The 16,533-nt window shown below is 70.5% G+C and carries 15 protein-coding genes and 2 pseudogenes; 13 read left to right on the top strand and 4 right to left on the bottom strand.

Annotated elements, in window-relative coordinates:
• Positions 1–170: 170 nt before the first annotated feature.
• The 12 genes from RHODO2019_RS18500 to RHODO2019_RS18445 all read left to right on the top strand — a co-directional run bounded on the left by RHODO2019_RS18500 (position 171) and on the right by RHODO2019_RS18445 (position 13,521).
• Positions 171–1,445 carry a four-carbon acid sugar kinase family protein gene (locus RHODO2019_RS18500; protein ID WP_265384975.1) on the top strand — a complete coding sequence of 425 codons (1,275 nt, stop codon included), beginning with the start codon at positions 171–173 and terminating at the stop codon, positions 1,443–1,445.
• The gene (pdxA, locus tag RHODO2019_RS18495) at positions 1,442–2,479 is read left to right on the top strand and encodes a 4-hydroxythreonine-4-phosphate dehydrogenase PdxA (protein WP_265384974.1); all 1,038 of its coding nucleotides are present in this window, start codon (positions 1,442–1,444) and stop codon (positions 2,477–2,479) included. The genes RHODO2019_RS18500 and pdxA overlap by 4 nt, the downstream gene beginning before the upstream one ends.
• Before the next feature lie 37 nt (positions 2,480–2,516).
• Positions 2,517–3,368 carry a DeoR/GlpR family DNA-binding transcription regulator gene (locus RHODO2019_RS18490; protein ID WP_265384973.1) on the top strand — a complete coding sequence of 284 codons (852 nt, stop codon included), beginning with the start codon at positions 2,517–2,519 and terminating at the stop codon, positions 3,366–3,368.
• Positions 3,369–3,583: 215 nt separating this feature from the next.
• A complete protein-coding gene (locus RHODO2019_RS18485; RefSeq protein ID WP_265384972.1) occupies positions 3,584–4,747 on the top strand; it encodes a mandelate racemase/muconate lactonizing enzyme family protein in 1,164 nt (387 codons plus the stop codon).
• 106 nt (positions 4,748–4,853) lie between these two features.
• The gene (locus RHODO2019_RS18480) at positions 4,854–5,525 is read left to right on the top strand and encodes an aspartate/glutamate racemase family protein (protein ID WP_265384971.1); all 672 of its coding nucleotides are present in this window, start codon (positions 4,854–4,856) and stop codon (positions 5,523–5,525) included.
• Entirely contained in the window at positions 5,522–7,003 is a 1,482-nt protein-coding gene (locus tag RHODO2019_RS18475) for a four-carbon acid sugar kinase family protein (RefSeq protein WP_265384970.1), read from the top strand. The genes RHODO2019_RS18480 and RHODO2019_RS18475 overlap by 4 nt, the downstream gene beginning before the upstream one ends.
• Positions 6,996–7,859: a class II fructose-bisphosphate aldolase gene (locus tag RHODO2019_RS18470; RefSeq protein ID WP_265384969.1), complete on the top strand. Its 864-nt coding sequence runs from the start codon at positions 6,996–6,998 to the stop codon at positions 7,857–7,859. Before RHODO2019_RS18475 ends, RHODO2019_RS18470 begins: the two co-directional genes overlap by 8 nt.
• 80 nt (positions 7,860–7,939) lie before the next feature.
• Entirely contained in the window at positions 7,940–8,968 is a 1,029-nt protein-coding gene (locus tag RHODO2019_RS18465) for a sugar-binding protein (protein ID WP_265384968.1), read from the top strand.
• Between the two features lie 133 nt (positions 8,969–9,101).
• Complete coding sequence (locus tag RHODO2019_RS18460) at positions 9,102–10,613, top strand: sugar ABC transporter ATP-binding protein (RefSeq protein WP_435532254.1); 1,512 nt, start codon at positions 9,102–9,104, stop codon at positions 10,611–10,613.
• A complete protein-coding gene (locus RHODO2019_RS18455; RefSeq protein ID WP_265384966.1) occupies positions 10,610–11,677 on the top strand; it encodes an ABC transporter permease in 1,068 nt (355 codons plus the stop codon). The genes RHODO2019_RS18460 and RHODO2019_RS18455 overlap by 4 nt, the downstream gene beginning before the upstream one ends.
• A 64-nt stretch (positions 11,678–11,741) precedes the next feature.
• Complete coding sequence (locus RHODO2019_RS18450; RefSeq protein WP_265384965.1) at positions 11,742–12,518, top strand: FadR/GntR family transcriptional regulator; 777 nt, start codon at positions 11,742–11,744, stop codon at positions 12,516–12,518.
• A 115-nt stretch (positions 12,519–12,633) separates the two neighbouring features.
• The gene (locus RHODO2019_RS18445; RefSeq protein ID WP_265384964.1) at positions 12,634–13,521 is read left to right on the top strand and encodes an NAD-dependent epimerase/dehydratase family protein; all 888 of its coding nucleotides are present in this window, start codon (positions 12,634–12,636) and stop codon (positions 13,519–13,521) included.
• A gap of 23 nt (positions 13,522–13,544) precedes the next feature.
• Here RHODO2019_RS18445 and RHODO2019_RS18440 read toward each other — a convergent pair whose 3' ends face one another.
• From RHODO2019_RS18440 to RHODO2019_RS18425, 4 genes and pseudogenes are all read right to left on the bottom strand, one after another.
• On the bottom strand, positions 13,545–14,423 hold the full coding sequence (locus RHODO2019_RS18440; protein ID WP_265384963.1) for an NAD(P)-dependent oxidoreductase: 879 nt from the start codon (positions 14,421–14,423) through the stop codon (positions 13,545–13,547).
• Positions 14,424–14,559: 136 nt separating this feature from the next.
• A pseudogene (locus RHODO2019_RS18435) lies at positions 14,560–14,721 on the bottom strand (EAL domain-containing protein); the annotation flags it as partial.
• A gap of 186 nt (positions 14,722–14,907) precedes the next feature.
• Positions 14,908–16,134, bottom strand: coding sequence for an MFS transporter (locus RHODO2019_RS18430; RefSeq protein ID WP_265384961.1), 1,227 nt, complete (start codon positions 16,132–16,134; stop codon positions 14,908–14,910).
• Positions 16,131–16,289, bottom strand: coding sequence for a hypothetical protein (locus RHODO2019_RS18425; protein ID WP_265384960.1), 159 nt, complete (start codon positions 16,287–16,289; stop codon positions 16,131–16,133). Before RHODO2019_RS18425 ends, RHODO2019_RS18430 begins: the two co-directional genes overlap by 4 nt.
• Before the next feature lie 76 nt (positions 16,290–16,365).
• On the opposite strand from RHODO2019_RS18425, the pseudogene RHODO2019_RS18420 reads away from it, so the two are divergent.
• Positions 16,366–16,476: pseudogene (locus RHODO2019_RS18420) on the top strand (ester cyclase); the annotation flags it as partial.
• Between the last annotated feature and the right edge of the window lie 57 nt (positions 16,477–16,533).

Raw genomic sequence — 16,533 nt, 5'->3', positions numbered from 1 at the left:
CATCGACCTCTCGCGTCAGCAGTCGGTGTGGTACCCGGTCCGGGCGGGAATGGGGAGTGACGCTGCACCACGTGCGTGATTCGTGCAAGTAAGAACGCGTTGTGCGCACTTCGTGCGAGGCTACACATACGAGCGGGCACCGCGGGCCGTGCGTCGACGGGAGGCGAGCGATGGTCACACCGACCGGCATCGACATGCTTGCTCTTGCTGATGACCTCTCCGGTGCCGCCGAGATCACTGTCCTCCTGGGGGCGGCCCGGGCCGACGCTCAGGTCGTCCTTGGGGGGCACCATCCCGTCGAGCTGCGGGCGCGGATCTGCGTGGTCGACCTGGATTCCCGCCACCTTCCACCCGAGGTTGTGGCCGACCGTATCCACAGTGTGGTTTCCCAGGCGCGTTCCGCACGCATCTTTCTCAAGCTTGACTCCTTACTGCGCGGGCCGGTCGCGGCCGCCGTTGATGCAGTCCGCCCTGTGGTCGTGGCCAGTGCGTTACCGGTCCTGCAGCGTGTGGTGATCGACGGCGTGCCAACAGCGGCTGGGCTGCCCCTCTCCGCTGTCGGCGCTTGGGCCGTGGAAGGACGGGGTGCACCCAGCTCCTTGGCTGAGGCGTTGCACCCGCTCTCCGTGACCGTCGTCCCGTTGTCCGTCGTTCGGTCGGACCACCTGGTTGAGGAGCTGCAGTCGGTCATCGCCGGCGGGCGGGTTCCTGTCTGCGACGGGGTGAGCGATGCCGACCTCGACCGGGTCGCTCGCGCCACCGCATGCGTCCCGGGTGTTGCGCTGGCCGGCGCAGGTGGACTCGCCGCCGCCATCGGGCGCTCACTGGGGAACGACACCCCCTCGGGTGTGGCCGTGCGATCTGCCGGCCCCTTGCCGGTCGACGGGCCGTTGATCGTGGTCGGTACGGCGGAGGCCGTGGCCGCGGTTCAGGTGGCACACCTGGTCGCCGCGGGTATCCCCGAGCTGGTCCTCCCGGTGGCAACGATGCTCGCCGGCACCGGCGGTCTCGAGTGGGTCGACGCCATCATCGCGGGCCTCGCGGTGGGTGCGCTCATCCTCCGGGTGCCACCCGTGGAGGCGGAGGTGGACGGCGCTGTCTCCCGGGCCCTGGTCGCAAGGCTGGCCACCCTGGTCGCCACCGCGCTGCGGGAGGTCGGCCGCCCGGTCGACCTCGTGCTGACCGGCGGCGAGACCGCGCGTCGGGTGCTGGATGCACTGGGGGTTCGCACCCTCACCCCGACGGGCTCGGTGCACCACGGCGCCGTCATCTCCACCACCGATGACGGCCGCACCGTCGTCACCCGGCCTGGCAGCTTCGGTGGCCCCGACTCGCTCGTGTCGATCCTCGCTGCGCTGCGCCCCACCGGCGGCGAACCTCACCCCGTACCCACGACACCTACCCCCTTATCTGGCCGCGACCTCACGAAAGGCACCACGTCATGACCACCTCCACCCCCCCTCCCACGTCGACCACACAAGACAACCGTCCGTGGATCGCCGTCACCATGGGCGACGGCGCCGGGGTGGGGCCGGAGGTGATCGTCGGGGCACTGCTCGACCCGACGGCCCACGAGCGGTGTCGCCCCGTCGTAATCGGCGACGCCGTGCGACTGCAGGTCGCTGCGACTGCGCTCGGGCTGCACCCGGAGATCGTTGTCGTCGCCACCCCCGAGGCCGCGGTCTTCACCCCCGGCCGTATCAACGTCATCGACCTGGGACTGCTGCCCGCCGACCTGCCTTTCGGACAAATGTCGGCCATCGCCGGCCACGCCGCCTACGAGTACGTGCGGGTGGCCGCTGAGCTCGCCATGGCCGGACGGGTCCAGGGCATCTGCACCGCCCCGCTGAACAAGGAAGCACTCCACGCGGCCGGACACCTCTACCCCGGGCACACCGAGCTCCTCGCCCACTTCTGTGGCATCGGGGAGGTGTCGATGATGCTGAGCTCGCCCAAGATTCGGGTCATCCACGTCACCACACACATCGGCCTCATCGACGCGGTAGCCAAGATCGAGCCCGGGCTAGTCGAGCGCACGGTGCGCCGGGGGCACGAGGCACTGCTGCGGGCCGGGGTTCCCGAACCTCGCATCGGGGTCTGCGGCATCAACCCCCATGCCGGGGAGAACGGGCTCTTCGGTTACGGCGAGGAGGAAGAGAAGATCGTCCCGGCCATCGAGCGACTCCAGGCCGACGGCATCGACGCACGTGGACCCATACCGGCTGACACCGCGTTCTTCGTCGCCGGCCGGGGCGACTATGACCTCATCGTGGCGATGTACCACGACCAAGGCCACGGCCCGGTCAAGATCCTTGGCATCGAGTCGGGGGTCAACATCACCGTCGGTCTGCCGGTCATCCGCACCTCAGTCGACCACGGCACGGCCTTCGACATCGCCGGGACAGGGACCGTTCAGATCGGGAGCATGGTCGAGGCCCTCCGCCAGGCCGCGCAGATGTCCCCGCCGCCGAGCGTATGACCCACCGCAGCTCCGCTCCACGTGAGAGGAACAGCTGATGCCCAACGAGCCCGGCACCTCCCGGCAGCTGCGTTCGCGTCACCGACGCGAGCAGATCGTCCGTCTCGCGACGACGAGCGGACTTGCCTCGGTCGAGGACCTCGCCGAGGAGTTCGACGTAACGGCCTCGACCATCCGCCGGGACCTGGCCACCTTGACCGCCGGGGGGCGCCTGGCGCGGACCTATGGCGGCGCCATGGCCCTGAGCGCACACCCGGAGGCCTCGCTGCGTCAGCGGATCGGGGTGGCCTTCGAGGCCAAGCGGGGTATCGGGCGCTGGGCAGCCGCCCAGGTCCTCGTGGGGGAGTCGGTGCTGCTCGACGCCGGGTCCACCACCGGTGCACTCGCATTCGAGCTGCGCGGGCACGCCCCCCTCATGGTGGCCACGGTGGGGCTGACCACTCTCGAGGCTCTCGCCGACGCGGAGGCTGTGCACGTGGAGTGCTTGGGCGGCACGCTCCGGCACCTGTCCCAAGGATTCGTCGGTCCCCTGGCTGAAGCTGCGCTCGAGCGCATGAGCTTTGACAGGGTGTTCCTCGGCGCCGACGCCGTCACCGCCGACGACGGGATCTGCGAGGCGGCCATGGAACAGACCCGGCTCAAGGAGCTGATGGCGCGTCGCGGCGAGACTGTCTACGTCCTGGCCCACGCCGCGAAGCTCGGTCAGCGACCCTTCCACGCCTGGGCCCGGCTGCCCGAGGGCTGGACGCTCGTGACCGACGACTCGGCGGAACCCAGCGCCCTGGCCCCGTTCCTCGCGGCCGGGATCACCGTCGTCGTCACCGACGCCGGTGGGCATGCCCAGCTACCCCCTGATCCCGCTGTGCGGCCCCGACTGCCCGGCACCTGAGCAGTACGTCGGGCGGGAGAAGAAAAACTGCGCATTACTCCCCGGGGTCGGGGCACTGGTGGAGGGCGTGGGGCCTGCCTTATGGCGTACCCGGGCCGCCGCGGTCGGTGCCGGGGCGGGCGCGCACGACGGGGGCGCCCGCTGAACCGGGGCGCGTAATCTGCGCCGCGCACGGAGGTGATCCCACGCTCCGGCCCGACGGACGGAGTGCTGGCATGCGCATCGTGGATGTCCGGGAGCGAACGTTTCCGATCTCGTCTCCCATCCGCAACGCGGTCATCGACTTCAGCGGGATGACCCTCAGTGTGGTCGCAGTGGTCACTGACGTGGTGCGGCAGGGCCGGCCCGTCGTCGGGTACGGGTTCCACTCCAACGGCCGTTACGGCCAGGGCGCGATGTTGCGCGAACGCTTCATACCCCGGGTGCTGGGAGCTGACCCGGAGTCGCTGCTGGACGACAACGGTGACCTGGACCCTGGCCGGGTCTGGGCTGCCGCGATGGTCAACGAGAAGCCCGGCGGGCACGGGGAGCGGTCGGTCGCAGTGGGCACGCTGGACATGGCGGTGTGGGATGCCACCGCCAAGATCGCAGAACTCCCACTGTTCCAGCTGTTCGCAGATCGGTACGGCGACGGGCACGTGGACCGTTCGGTGTTCGTCTACGCCGCGGGCGGCTACTACTACCCCGACAAGGACCTGCAGGCGCTGACCGAGGAGATGCGCAGCTACCTCGACCTGGGCTACTCGATGGTGAAGATGAAGATCGGGGGCGCCCCGCTCGCGGAGGACCTGCGACGGATCGAGGCCGTGCTCGGTGTGCTGGGTCCCGGCCAGCGCCTGGCCGTCGACGCCAACGGCCGCTTCGACCGGGCCGAGGCGCTGACCTACGCGCAGGCGCTGTCGACCTACGACCTGGCGTGGTTCGAGGAACCGGTCGACCCGCTGGACTATGCGCTGCACGCCGAGATCGCGCAGGTCTACCCCGGAACCATCGCCACCGGCGAGAACCTGTTCTCCGTGCAGGACGCCCGCAACCTGCTGCTCCACGGGGGTCTTCGCCCCGACCGTGACGTGTTGCAGTTCGACTGCGCGCTCAGCTACGGGGCCGTGGAGTACCTGCGGACCCTCAACGTTCTCACCGAGCACGGCTGGTCCCCGCGCCGGTGCATCCCGCACGGCGGGCACCAGATGTCGCTGGCGTTGGCGGCGGGGCTCGGACTGGGCGGCAACGAGTCCTACCCGGGGCTGTTCCAGCCGTTCGGTGGTTTCCCCGACGGGGTCACCGTCTCCAACGGCCACGTGGTGGTCCCTGAGCTGCCCGGTATCGGATTCGAGGGCAAGGCCGACCTGTACCGCGTGCTCCGCGAGCTGACCCCCTGACCGTCGCCACCTGGTCCGGCTGAGGCCTCCGAAACCCGTTCTTGACGAGAGGGCACTGTGATGCCAATCTCATCAGACGTCTGTTGGATACATCGGAGGAGTCGCCGTGGCCAAGGTTGCCGTACTGCACACGAGCTTCGTGTTTGTCACCGTCGAGCCGGTGATCACCGACCTGATCACCGAGCTCATCCCGGGGGTTGAGCTGATGCACTTCGTCGACTCCGATGTTCTCGCCACGGTGGTGCGTGATCAGGGCATCTCGGCCTCCAGCGAGGCCCGGATGGTGCACCTGGCCCAGGCCGCGGAGGCTGCCGGGGCCGATGTGATCTTCTCGGCGTGCTCGTCGCTGGGACCGACCCTGGATGCCGCCCAGCGCGCGGTGGGCGTCCCGGTGGTGAAGATCGACGAGGCGATGGCGGTGTACGCCGCGACGTACGACCGGATCGGTGTCCTGGCGACGGTGCCGACCACGCTGGGACCCACTAGCGACCTGATCACGGCGAGGGCGCTGGACTCGGGTCGGCACCCGCAGATCGTGCAGCGGCTGTGCCCGGGCGCGTTCGACGTGCTCATGGGCGGTGACCGGGAGGAGCACGACCGGCTGGTCGCCGAGCAGGCCGCCGACCTCGCCGGTGAGGTCGACGTGCTCGTGCTGGCGCAGGCCTCCATGCAGCGGCTGGTGGGACGCCTGGAGTCCGAGACCGGGTTGCGCGTGCTGTCCAGCCCCCGCATCGGTGTGGAGCTGCTCGCCAAGACCGTGCGCGAGCACGGGGCGTGAGCACCAGTCCTGGGCCGGTGACCGCGGTCCCGTTCGGGACCACCACCGTAGAGCGGTTGCGGTCCGGGCTCCCCAAGGCGCTCGAGGTCCCCGACGCACTGCACCGCATCCGGGAGGCGAACGCCACCGCCGGAACGCACGTGGTCGTCCTGGATGACGACCCCACGGGCAGCCAGGTCGTGCACGACGTCCCGGTCCTCATCACGTGGGCGGACGAGGACCTGCGGTGGGCCTTCGCCCACCCCGCCCGCGCGTTCTTCATCCTCACCAACACCCGCAGCCTGGACCAGCGGGCTGCCCGCGCACTGCTCGTCGACCTCGACCAGAGAATTGCCCGCATCGCCGCCGAGGTCGGCACCACCGTGGTGCTGCTCAGCCGCAGCGACTCCACCCTACGAGGGCACTTCCCCCTCGAGACCGACGTCCTCGCGGACGCCGCAGCCGGCCGCGGCCACCCCTACGACGCTGTTGTTCTTTCCCCCGCCTACCTCGACGCGGGACGGGTCACCGTCGGGGACATCCACTACGCGCGCATCGGGACCGACTACGTCCCGGTGGGCGAGACCGACTACGCCACCGACTCGGCTTTCGGGTACCGCAGCTCCTCACTGCCGGAGTGGGTCCGGGAAAGGGCTGGCACCGCCGTGGAGGTGGTGAGCCTGGGCCTGGACGACATCCGGGTAGGGGGAGTGAGCCGGGTGCTCGAGCTGTTGCTGTCCGCGCGCCGCGGGACGGTGGTCGTGGTGAACGCCCTGGACGACGCCGACCTGGAGGTGGTCGCCCTGGCCCTAGGGGAGGCCGAGGCCACCGGGTGGCGGGCCCTGTGCCGGGTGGGGCCGAGCTTCGTCCCGATCCGGGCGGGCGTTGACCGTCGCGCACCCCTGCAGGCCAGCGAGATCGCCGCCGCCGGAGCCCGCCCAGGGCGGGGCCTGGTGGTGGTCGGTTCGCACGTCGCGCTGAGCTCGCGGCAGCTGGAGTCGTTGCTCGAGCTGCCGGGGATCATCCCCGTCGGGCTCGACGTGGAGGCCCTGCTGGACCCGGCGGGGGCCGCCGTCGAGATCGACCGGTGCGCGGCCGCGATGGCTGCCGCGGCGAGCACCGCCGACGTCGTGTTGGTGACCAGCCGTCGCCGGGTCGTCGTTGCCGCGGGCGAGTCGAGCCTGGAGCTGTCCCGGCTGGTGTCGGCGGCCTTGGTCCAGCTGACCCGGCGCCTGACCGACGTCGTCGAGCTCGGGTGGGTGATCGCCAAGGGCGGCATCACCTCCCACGACATCGCCGCGCACGGGCTGGACATCCATCGGGCGACGGTGCTCGGGCAGCTGTTCGCGGGAATTGTCTCGGTGTGGCGGACCGAGCCGGGTGGGGTCACCGACACCGCCCCCGCGGGTCTTCCCTACGTCGTGTTCGCGGGCAACGTCGGTGACGAGTCGACCCTGCGCGACGCCGTGTCCATCCTCAGGGAGGTCCACCGTGCGTGACCGGGGCACGGACACCTTGCGCGCTGCCTACGCGCAGGGCTGGTCGCTGGGCGCGTTCTCCACCTACACCCAGGAGATCACCCAGGCGATCTCCCTGGCCGCGGAGGACATCGGGTGCCCGGTGATCCTGCAGGCCGGGGCGAGCGCGTTCAGCCACGCAGGTCGCGCACAGCTGGCCGCGCAGGCCCTGCTGGCCGCCGACCTGGCCGGCGTCCCGGTGGGGGTGCACCTGGACCACTCCCGCAGCCTCAAGGAGATCCGCGCCTGCCTGGACGCCGGGTACACCTCGGTCATGGTCGACGGGTCGCACCTGCCCTTCGCCGACAACATCGCCCTGACCCAGTCGGTGGTGGCGGCCGCGGCCCCCTACGGGGCCTGGGTCGAGGGGGAGCTGGGGGCCATCCCCGGCGATGAGGACCGCTCCGAGCGCACGGGCCCCGGCGAGCTGACCGACCCGGGTCTCGCCGAGGAGTTCGTGGCACGCACCGGTGTAGATGCCCTGGCGGTGGCGGTCGGCAACGTGCACGGCACGGCCGCCGACCCGGTACCCCTGGACCTCGAGCTCCTGGCGCGGCTGGCCTCCCTCGTGCCCGTCCCGCTCGTGCTGCACGGCGCCTCGGGGCTCCCTGCCGCGGAGCTGGAGGCCGCCGTCGGTCTCGGGGTCGCGAAGGTCAACGTGAACACCGAGCTTCGCACCGCGTTCCTCGGTGCTGTCGAGCTGGCCCTGCCGGGTGCGCAACCCAGCTCGGATGTGGCGGCCGCTCTGGATGCCGCCCGCGAAGCCGTGCGCGAGGTGGTCCGCACCAAGCTCCGCCAGCTCACCCGAACCGCCGCTTCCCCCCGGACGCCGTCGTGAGACCACGCCTCCTCCACCCCAGCCACACCACCCCGAACCGCACCTACCCCTCCCTCACCACCTCAGAAACAGGAGTCATCATGCGCAGAGTCGCCATGCTGGGAACCCTTCTCGTCTCCGCCTCCCTCCTCGCTACCGCGTGCAGCTCCGGCGCCGGAAGCGCCGGAACCGGGAGCGCCCCGGCGACGGGCGCCGCCGGCGGGGGTGCTGCCGTCCAGGGGGGATCTGCCTCCGACGTCAGCTCGAACACCTACGTCTTCCTGCCCAAGTCGCTCAACAACCCGTACTGGGTGGACGCACGAAAGGGTATGGAGGCCGGGGTCAGCAAGTTCGGTGTGCAGGCTCAGTTCCTGGGCCCGGATACCGACGACGCGGCCAAGCAGGTCGCCATCTTCGAGTCTGTGCTGGCCAAGAAGCCCGCCGGCATCGCGGTGTCCCCCAACGACCCGGGCAGTGTCACCCAGATCGTGGCTATGGCCCGAGCGGCGAACATCCCTGTCATCGCCTGGGACGGCCCGGTCCCCAACAGCGAGGTCCAGGGCTACATCGGGACCGACAACGTGGCGGCGGGGGAGAAGGCCGCCGAGGCTCTCGGCAAGGCGATGGGCGGCAAGGGCAAGGTGGCTGTGGTAATTGGCTCGCTCAGCGCCACCAACCTGAACCAGCGCCTCGATGGTCTGAAGAAGGGCCTGGCCAAGTTCCCGGACATCTCCATCGTGGCCACGGAGCAGTCGGGTGAGTCCGTCGGCGACGCCCAGGCCAAGGCCGAGACCATCCTGCAGGCCCACCCCGACCTCGCTGGCTTTGCTGGCATTGGTGGTTCGGACCTGCCCGGGATCGCGGGTGCCCTGAAGTCCGGTGGGCAGTGCGGCAAGATCAAGACGGTTGGCTTCGACGTCGTGCCGCAGGGTGTCGACGGGATGAAGGGCGGCTGCGTCGATGCGCTCATCTCCCAGAAGCCTTACGGCATGACTGAGCAGGCCCTGCAGATCCTGATCGACCTGCACGACGGCAAGTCCACGTTGCCGGCCAACTTCAACGTCGACACCGGCGTCGAGGTGGTCACTCCGGCGACCCTGGACGCCTTCCAGGCTGCGGCACCGCACTAGTCACCGCCGCGCCCTCAGTCACCCCGTCACCCCTCGCGGTTGTCGTCGGTGACTGAGGGCGCCATCCCGGTCTCGGGTTGTTGGCCAACAAGGAAGTCGGAGTTCAACGGTGAACCAAGCACCGCTCATCCGCATGCAGGGCATCGTCAAGAGCTACCCGGGGGTCCGTGCCCTGCGGGGGGTGGACCTGGTGGTCGAGCCCGGTCAGGTCATGGGCCTGGTCGGGGAGAACGGTGCCGGCAAGAGCACCCTGCTGAAAGTCCTCGCCGGTGCCATCACCGCCGATGAGGGCACCATCGAGGTCGCTGGTCGCCCCACGGAGCTGCGGAGTCCCCGGGACTCACGAGATGCTGGCATCGCGGTCATCTACCAGGAGCTGATGCTCGCCGAGCACCTCAGCATCGCCGAGAACGTCTTTGCGGGTCGGGAACCGGGTCGTGGGTGGCGGGGAGTGGACTTCCCGGCGATGCGCCGCGACACGGCCAGGCTGCTGCGGGAGCTGGGGATCAATGCCTCCCCGAACGACCAGGTGGGTCGGCTGAACGTGGCCCGCCGGCAGATGGTGGAGATCGCGAAGGCGCTATCCATCGACGCCCGGCTGATCGTGATGGACGAGCCGACCTCCTCGCTCACCGAGGACGAGGTGGAGAGGCTGCTTGCGCTGGTGGTCCGCCTGCGCGAGCGGGGGGTCAGCGTCGTCTACGTCTCCCACCGCATGCGGGAGATCTTCGCTGTCGCCGACGCCATCACCGTCATGCGTGACGGTGAGCTGGTCGGGGTGCACCGCACGGCGGAGGTCACCCCCGACCAGGTGGTCAAGATGATGGTCGGCCGCGAGCTCATCGACATGTACGGGACCCGGCCGGCACCCCCGACTGGACCCCGGGGGGCTCCGCGACCAGCGCCGACGCCGGTGCTCACCGTCCGTGGGCTGCACGCCGGGCCTCGTGTCCGGGACGTCAGCCTGTCGGTGTCCGCTGGGGAGATCGTGGGGCTGGCCGGCCTCGTCGGGGCCGGTCGCAGCGAGACCGCCCTCGCCGTGTTCGGCCACCTGCACCGCACCGGGGGCAGCGTCCTCATCGACGGCACCGAGGTGCACCTGCGCAGCCCCCGAGAGGCGATCGCCGCCGGGATCGCCTACGTCCCGGAGGACCGCAAGCAGCAAGGCCTGTTCCTCAACCTGTCTATCCGCGCCAACATGTCCTCGGCGTGCTTGGACGACGTGTCCACCAACGGGGTGCTCTCCGCCAGACGTGACCGCGCCCTCGCCGAGCGGCTCGCCGGCGAGCTGCAGGTCAAGGCGTCGTCGGTGGAGACCACGGTGGGCACCCTGAGCGGCGGCAACCAGCAGAAGGTGATCCTGGCCCGCTGGCTCGCTCGGCGCCCCAAGGTGCTGATCCTCGACGAACCCACCCGCGGGGTCGACGTGGGCGCCAAGGCAGAGATCTACCGCCTCATCCGAGCCATCGCCGCCGAGGGCGTCGCGGTCCTGATGATCTCCTCTGAGCTGCCGGAGGTTCTGGGCCTGTCCGACCGCGTCCTGGTGATGCGGGAGGGCTGCCTTGTCGGCGAGCTCGACGGACCAACCGCCCACGAACACGAGGTCATGGCGATGGCCACCGGCGTCCACGAGACCGCGTCATGACCAGCCCCGACACCACCGACCAGGAGACCACCATGTCCGACGTCATCACCACACCCCCGGAGACGGAGCCCGCCGGGGACGGCAGCCGCGGTGGCCGCGGCGCCGGTTCGGCGCGCCGTGTGCGCTCGGCGCTTGCCGCCCGCGAGGCGGGCCTCGCCGGGGTCCTTCTGGTGCTGGTCGTCTTCCTGGCCTGGCGCTCGCCCTACTTCATCACCACCAGCAACATCACCGTCGTAGCCCGACTCGCGGCCCTGTCGCTGATCATCGCCGTAGGCATGACCTTCGTCATCCTCGCTGCCGGCATCGACCTCTCCGTCGGGTCCACTGTGGCCCTGACCAGCATCGTCACCGGCGAGACGATGGTCAGCCTCAACCTGAACATCGCCCTGGCCGTGGCGCTCGCGCTGCTGTCCGGTGTCGCGGTGGGACTGGTCAACGGCGTCATCATCGCAACCACCTCCATCCCACCTTTCGTGGTCACCCTCGGAATGCTCGCGGTCGCCCGGGGTCTTGCCCTCGGCATCACCCAGGGACAGACGCTCAGCGGCCTGCCGGCGTCCTTCCTGGTCCTCGGTCAGGGCTCCATCGCCGGAGTGCCCATCCCCGTGTGGATCGCAGCCGGGGTAGCCGTGGTTGCCCACGTCGCCCTCACCCGGACCCGCTTCGGACGCAACGTGTACTTCGTCGGATCCAACGAGCAGGCCGCCGTGCTCTCCGGCATCCGAGTCCGACGCACCAAGATCATCATCTTCGCCATCGCCGGCGGGCTCGCTGGGCTGGAAGGCATCATCGAGACGGCCCGGCTCAGCGTCGGGCAGCCTTCAGCGGGCAACGGCTACGAGCTGGTCGCCATCGGAGCTGTGGTCATCGGCGGGGCAAGCCTGTTCGGGGGGGAGGGCAGCATCCTCGGCACAGTCCTCGGGACTGTGCTGCTGGCCCTCATCCAGGACGGCCTGATCCTGCTCGACATCTCCGCGTACTGGCAGCAGGTGTTCAGCGGGGTGATCATCGTCGCCGCCGTCGCGCTCAACATCTGGCGTCAGCAGCGCGGACGAGGCAAATGAGCCAACGTGCCCAGCGCCACCACCCATATGATGTCTGAGGACTACGTCGGCGAAGGGGGCTGCAGTGACGGTGCGACCGCCCCTGGCGTCAGGCCTGGCCGACACCATCGTCAACGACATCATCGCCGGGCGGTACCTGACGAACGCGCCCCTGCCCAGCGAGACCGACCTCGCCACCGAGTCCGGGCTCAGCAGGTTGACGGTGCGCGAGGCGGTCAAGTCGTTGGCCGCCAAGGGTGTGGTGCGGGTCGAGCAGGGACGCGGCACCTTCGTCAACCCCTCCGACAGCTGGTCGGTGCTCGACCCGGTGCTGCTGCTCGCCCGGTCCAACCGGGACGGCGACCGGCTTGCCCTACCGCGCATGCTCATCGAGGCACGACGCGTCGTGGAGGTGGCCGTGGCCGAGCTCGCCGCGGCACGACGCACCGAGGCCGACCTGGCCGACATGGAGCACGCGTTGAGGGGGATGCGCTCGGCCGCAGCGGTCGCCGACGTCGCAGCGTTCGTCGCGGCGGACATCGCCTTCCACCAGTACGTCCTGGACGCGGCCCGCAACAGCTTCATCACCTCGTTGTTCGACCCGCTCTCCCGCATCCTGCAGCTGACCCGGCACCAGACCTCGGCGCACGAACCGGTGCGCGAGCACGCGATCGGTCACCACCAGCAGATCCTCGATGCCGTCCGCGCCGGGGACCCCGCCCAGGCCGGGCGGGTGATGCGCGAGCACATGACCCAGACCGAGCAGGACATGGACATCTACGTGCTGGATCCCGGTGCCGCGATGCTCGCGCTGCGAGCCGGCGACTCCGAGGTCGCCCCACGACGTCGCGCGCGCGGCTGACCGTTCAGCCCCTCAACACACCCCCGTACTGCGTTCCCGTCACAGCGGTACCCACCCCTACCGGGGCCCACACCGGGCTGCCCGGCACCCCTCAACGACCAACGAAGGACAACTCATGAAGATCGTCGTCACCGGAGCCCACGGCAAGGTTGGTCGCGCCGCGACCCAGGCCCTCCTCGACGCGGGCCACGACGTGCTCGCCACCGACCTCACCCGACCCGGGTTCGAGCGCAAGCCGCCCGGCAGCGCCGACTACCGGATGGCCGACCTGACCGATGCCGGCGACGCCTTCGCCGTGATCCGGGGCGCTGACGCCGTCGTGCACGCCGCGGCCATCCCCGAACCCACCGGGAACCCCGCACACGTGGTGTTCCAGACCAACATCATGGCCACCTTCAACGTCCTCGAGGCCGCCGTCCGCTTCGGCGTCCAGCGCTTCGTGAACATCTCCAGCGAGACCGTCCCCGGCTTCTTCTTCCCCGAGCGTGACTTCCTCCCCGACTACGCCCCCGTCGACGAGCTGCACCCAGCCCACCCCCAGGACCCGTATGCGCTGACCAAGCTGTTCGGGGAGAAGCTGATGGACGCCGCCGTCGAGCGCTCCGACATCCGGTGCATCTCGATCCGGCCGAGCTGGGTCCAGAACGAGGGCAACTACGAGCAGAACCTCGGCCCCCAGGTGCGCGACGCCGCGGTCACCAGCCCCAACCTGTGGAGCTACATCGACGCCTACGACCTCGCGGACGCGATCGTCCTGGCCGCCGAGAGCGACCTACCTGGCCACGAGGTGTTCTACATCGCCTCACCGGACAACGTCGGCGGCCACGACTTCGCCGCGGTCCTCAAGCAGTACTACGGCGACGCGATCGAGCTACGGGACCTCGAGCGGGTCGACGCCTCGGGCATCTCCTCGCGCAAGGCCATGGACAAGCTCGGGTGGGCGCCGAAGCGGTCCTGGCGTGACTACCTCGACGCCGACGGGCGAGCGCTGCCCAAGCACTAGAGCTGAGCAGGTGGGTGGGGCGATCAGAGCGTGCCGCCCCGCCCACCAGCTCCGCCCGGCCGCACATGGTCGAACAGCTCAGCGTCATCGTGGCCGCCCAGACCCGCGGCTGCGGCGGCGGCGAACTGCCCCAAAGCGGCCTGGACGACCGGTGTAGGTAGATGTGCGGCCCCGGCCTCGTCCAGGACAAGCTGCAAATCCTTGACGAACAAGGACATGGCGCTGCGCACCTGACCATCAGGCCCCGCCACCATCCGGGGCCCGCGATCGTCCAACATGAACGACGCCCCAGCACCACGCCGGATCGTGTCCAACGCGAACCCGGGTTCGATGCCCAGCGCCTGCGCCACGGCAAGTGCCTCCGCCGCGGCGGCGATGTGCACACCGCACAGCACCTGGTTCACCATCTTCATCGACTGCCCCTGACCGGGCCGATCCCCCACGTCAACCACCTCCCCGAGGACCGCCAGGAACTCCCGGTCCCGCCCAGAGACCCCGGCGGCCATGATCAGCAGGGTTCCGGCCGCCGCCCGCACCACACCCCCGCTGACCGGCGCGTCCACCACGACGACACCCGCCGGCAGCCGGTCCGCCAGGTCACGGACCCACGCCGGGCCGAGGGTGCTCAGGACCACCACCCTGGCGGGCGGGCGCAGCTCGCCGGCCGCACCATCCGCCCCGAACAAGGCGGACTCAGCCTGCCCCGGGGTCGCCACCATCAGCACCAGAACGTCGGCCACCTGCGCCACCGCGGCCGGACTCGACACCAGCTCGACACCCGCCGGTGCGGGGGCACCGGGATCAAACGCAACAACCACCCGGCCCACCGCGGCCTGCCGCACCGCCATCGGCGTCCCCATCGCACCCAACCCCAACCAGCCCACCGTCTGACCATCATCCATTCGCGGACCGTAGCGACTACACCGTGAACACGAAGATGCCGGTAGCGTGCGAATTCCTGGGTGGTGCCGTCTCAGTTCGATCGCACCGTGCCCGCAGGAGAGATTGACCTTTCATAGCCGTTGGTCGTGGTGACCCTCAGCTGGGTGCAGGACGGCCGAGCAGGAAGCCCTGGCCGTGGTCGCAGCCCAGCCCGTGCAGGGTCTCGGCCTGGGCGAGGGTTTCGATGCCCTCGGCGACGGTGTCCAGCTTCAGGGCATGCGCGAGGTGGATGACGGCGCTGATGATGGCGTAGCTCTCCCTCCGGAGATCTCGTCCCGGACGACGCCCCGTCACCGGAATGTCCTCCGGACAGGGCATATAGGACCCGCCAGCGCTCGCACCCCGTTGGGCTGCCGCGTTCCCGGTGGGGTTCACCCTGCGGGGCCCACCAGCGGCGACTTACGTCCCGGGCGGGGTCACCCTGCGGGGCCCACCAGCGGCGGCTTACGTCCCGGGCGGGGTCGAGGGCAGCTCAACCCTGGGCTCGGTGGCTGGTCGAGGAGGTTCCCCGTTCACGTTCGGCGGATTCAGGCGGGCCAGCGCCAGCAGGGCCAGAGCCGCAGGCAGCAGCGGCAGGGCGGCGACGGCGATGAGCGCCCTCGCCTGCCCTCCGGCCCCCAGCAGCGCGTCCCCGGCTACCGGTGCGATCAGCCCGGCGCATCCCCACGCGGTGAACACCCAGCCGTAGGCCCGCGGGAACGCCCGCACCCCCACCCGGTCGGTGGTGACGGCGACGATGAGCACCGACACCGTTCCGTAGGACACGCCTACCGTGGTGAAGGCGGTGAGCACGACACCCGGTGGTACGTCCGTGGCCAGCACGCCCACGGAGATCCCGGTCGCAGCCAGCGCCAGTGCCAGACCCGGGACCCGACCCACGCTGTCCGACAGCCAGCCCCCTCCCACCCGTCCGAGCAGGTTGCCCGCCGCCAGCACGGAGACCGCAATGCCGCTGGCGCCCGGGCCGAGACCGCGGGCCGCGGCCAGCTGGAGCGCATGGGCGAAGACCAGCAGTGCCGGTGCGACTCCACCGGCGAACACCAGCCACAGCAGCAGCACCGTCCCCCGCCCGACCGGCTCGGCGGCCGCGCCGTCCTTCTCGTCCCACTGGTGTCGATCCTGGTCACCGGGTGCCAGACCCGCAGCGACGAGCAGCAGCACGGTCACCACCACGGCCAGACCCCCAACACACGCACGCCACCCCTCCACCGCCACCAACCGCGGTCCGGCGGCCCCCAGCAGGATCGGTCCGGCCGCGTAGGCGGCCACCACCACCCCGGTCACCGCCCCCCGCCTCGCAGCCGGGGCGCGCGCGGCCATCCCGGCGGCCACCCCGTAGGCCAGCCCGTTGGCCGCGCCGAACAGCAGACCCACCCCGAACCACAGCGTCACGGGATCCTGCGAGACGGCGGCCAGGCCCAACCCGGCCCCGGCGACCACCGCCGCCGCGACCAACAAGAACCGGGAGGGCGGCTGCGGGTCCAGCCGCCCGACGGCGAGCAGCGTCACCGCAAAGGTGGCGATCGCGGTGGCGAATACAGCGGAGGTGACGGCACCGGTTGCGCCCACATCAGCCGCCGCCTGCTCGGCCACCAGGCTCCACGCGAACAAGGTGCCCACGGCCAGGTTGGCAGTGGCCCCGGCGGCCACCGTCCTGCCGGTAGCAGTCACAGCTGGTCCAAGACCTCGAGCCCCAGCCCATCGGCCCGTGCGAACGCCCCGAGCAGGACGCGGGGTGCTCGGGCGAGGGCGACCTCGGTGAGCCGGCACAGGGCGAAGAGCTGGGCCAGCAGGGCATCGAGCTGCCCGTGGAAGGTGGTCCGCACACCGGGACGCTAACCCCGGCGCGCCAGGGCGGGGTGGAGTTCAGGGGCGTCGTGTCCGGCTCACGTCCATCACGACTTCACCGGAACAACCATCCTGAAGGTGGAGAACGGGCTCATCACCGAGGAGATCGGGCTCGACGACGGCGTCTCCGTCCCGCGTCAGCTCGGGCTAATCGGCGGCTCCTGACCGCCGTGTGCAGCCGGCGGCCAGGCCCTGACCCCGTAGTGGTCTTGTCAGGGGGAC

The organism is Rhodococcus antarcticus, assembly GCF_026153295.1.
GTDB classification, from domain to species: domain Bacteria; phylum Actinomycetota; class Actinomycetes; order Mycobacteriales; family Mycobacteriaceae; genus Rhodococcus_D; species Rhodococcus_D antarcticus.
Note: the sequence above shows the minus strand (reverse complement) of the source record. Positions and strands in the feature narration are given on the sequence as shown.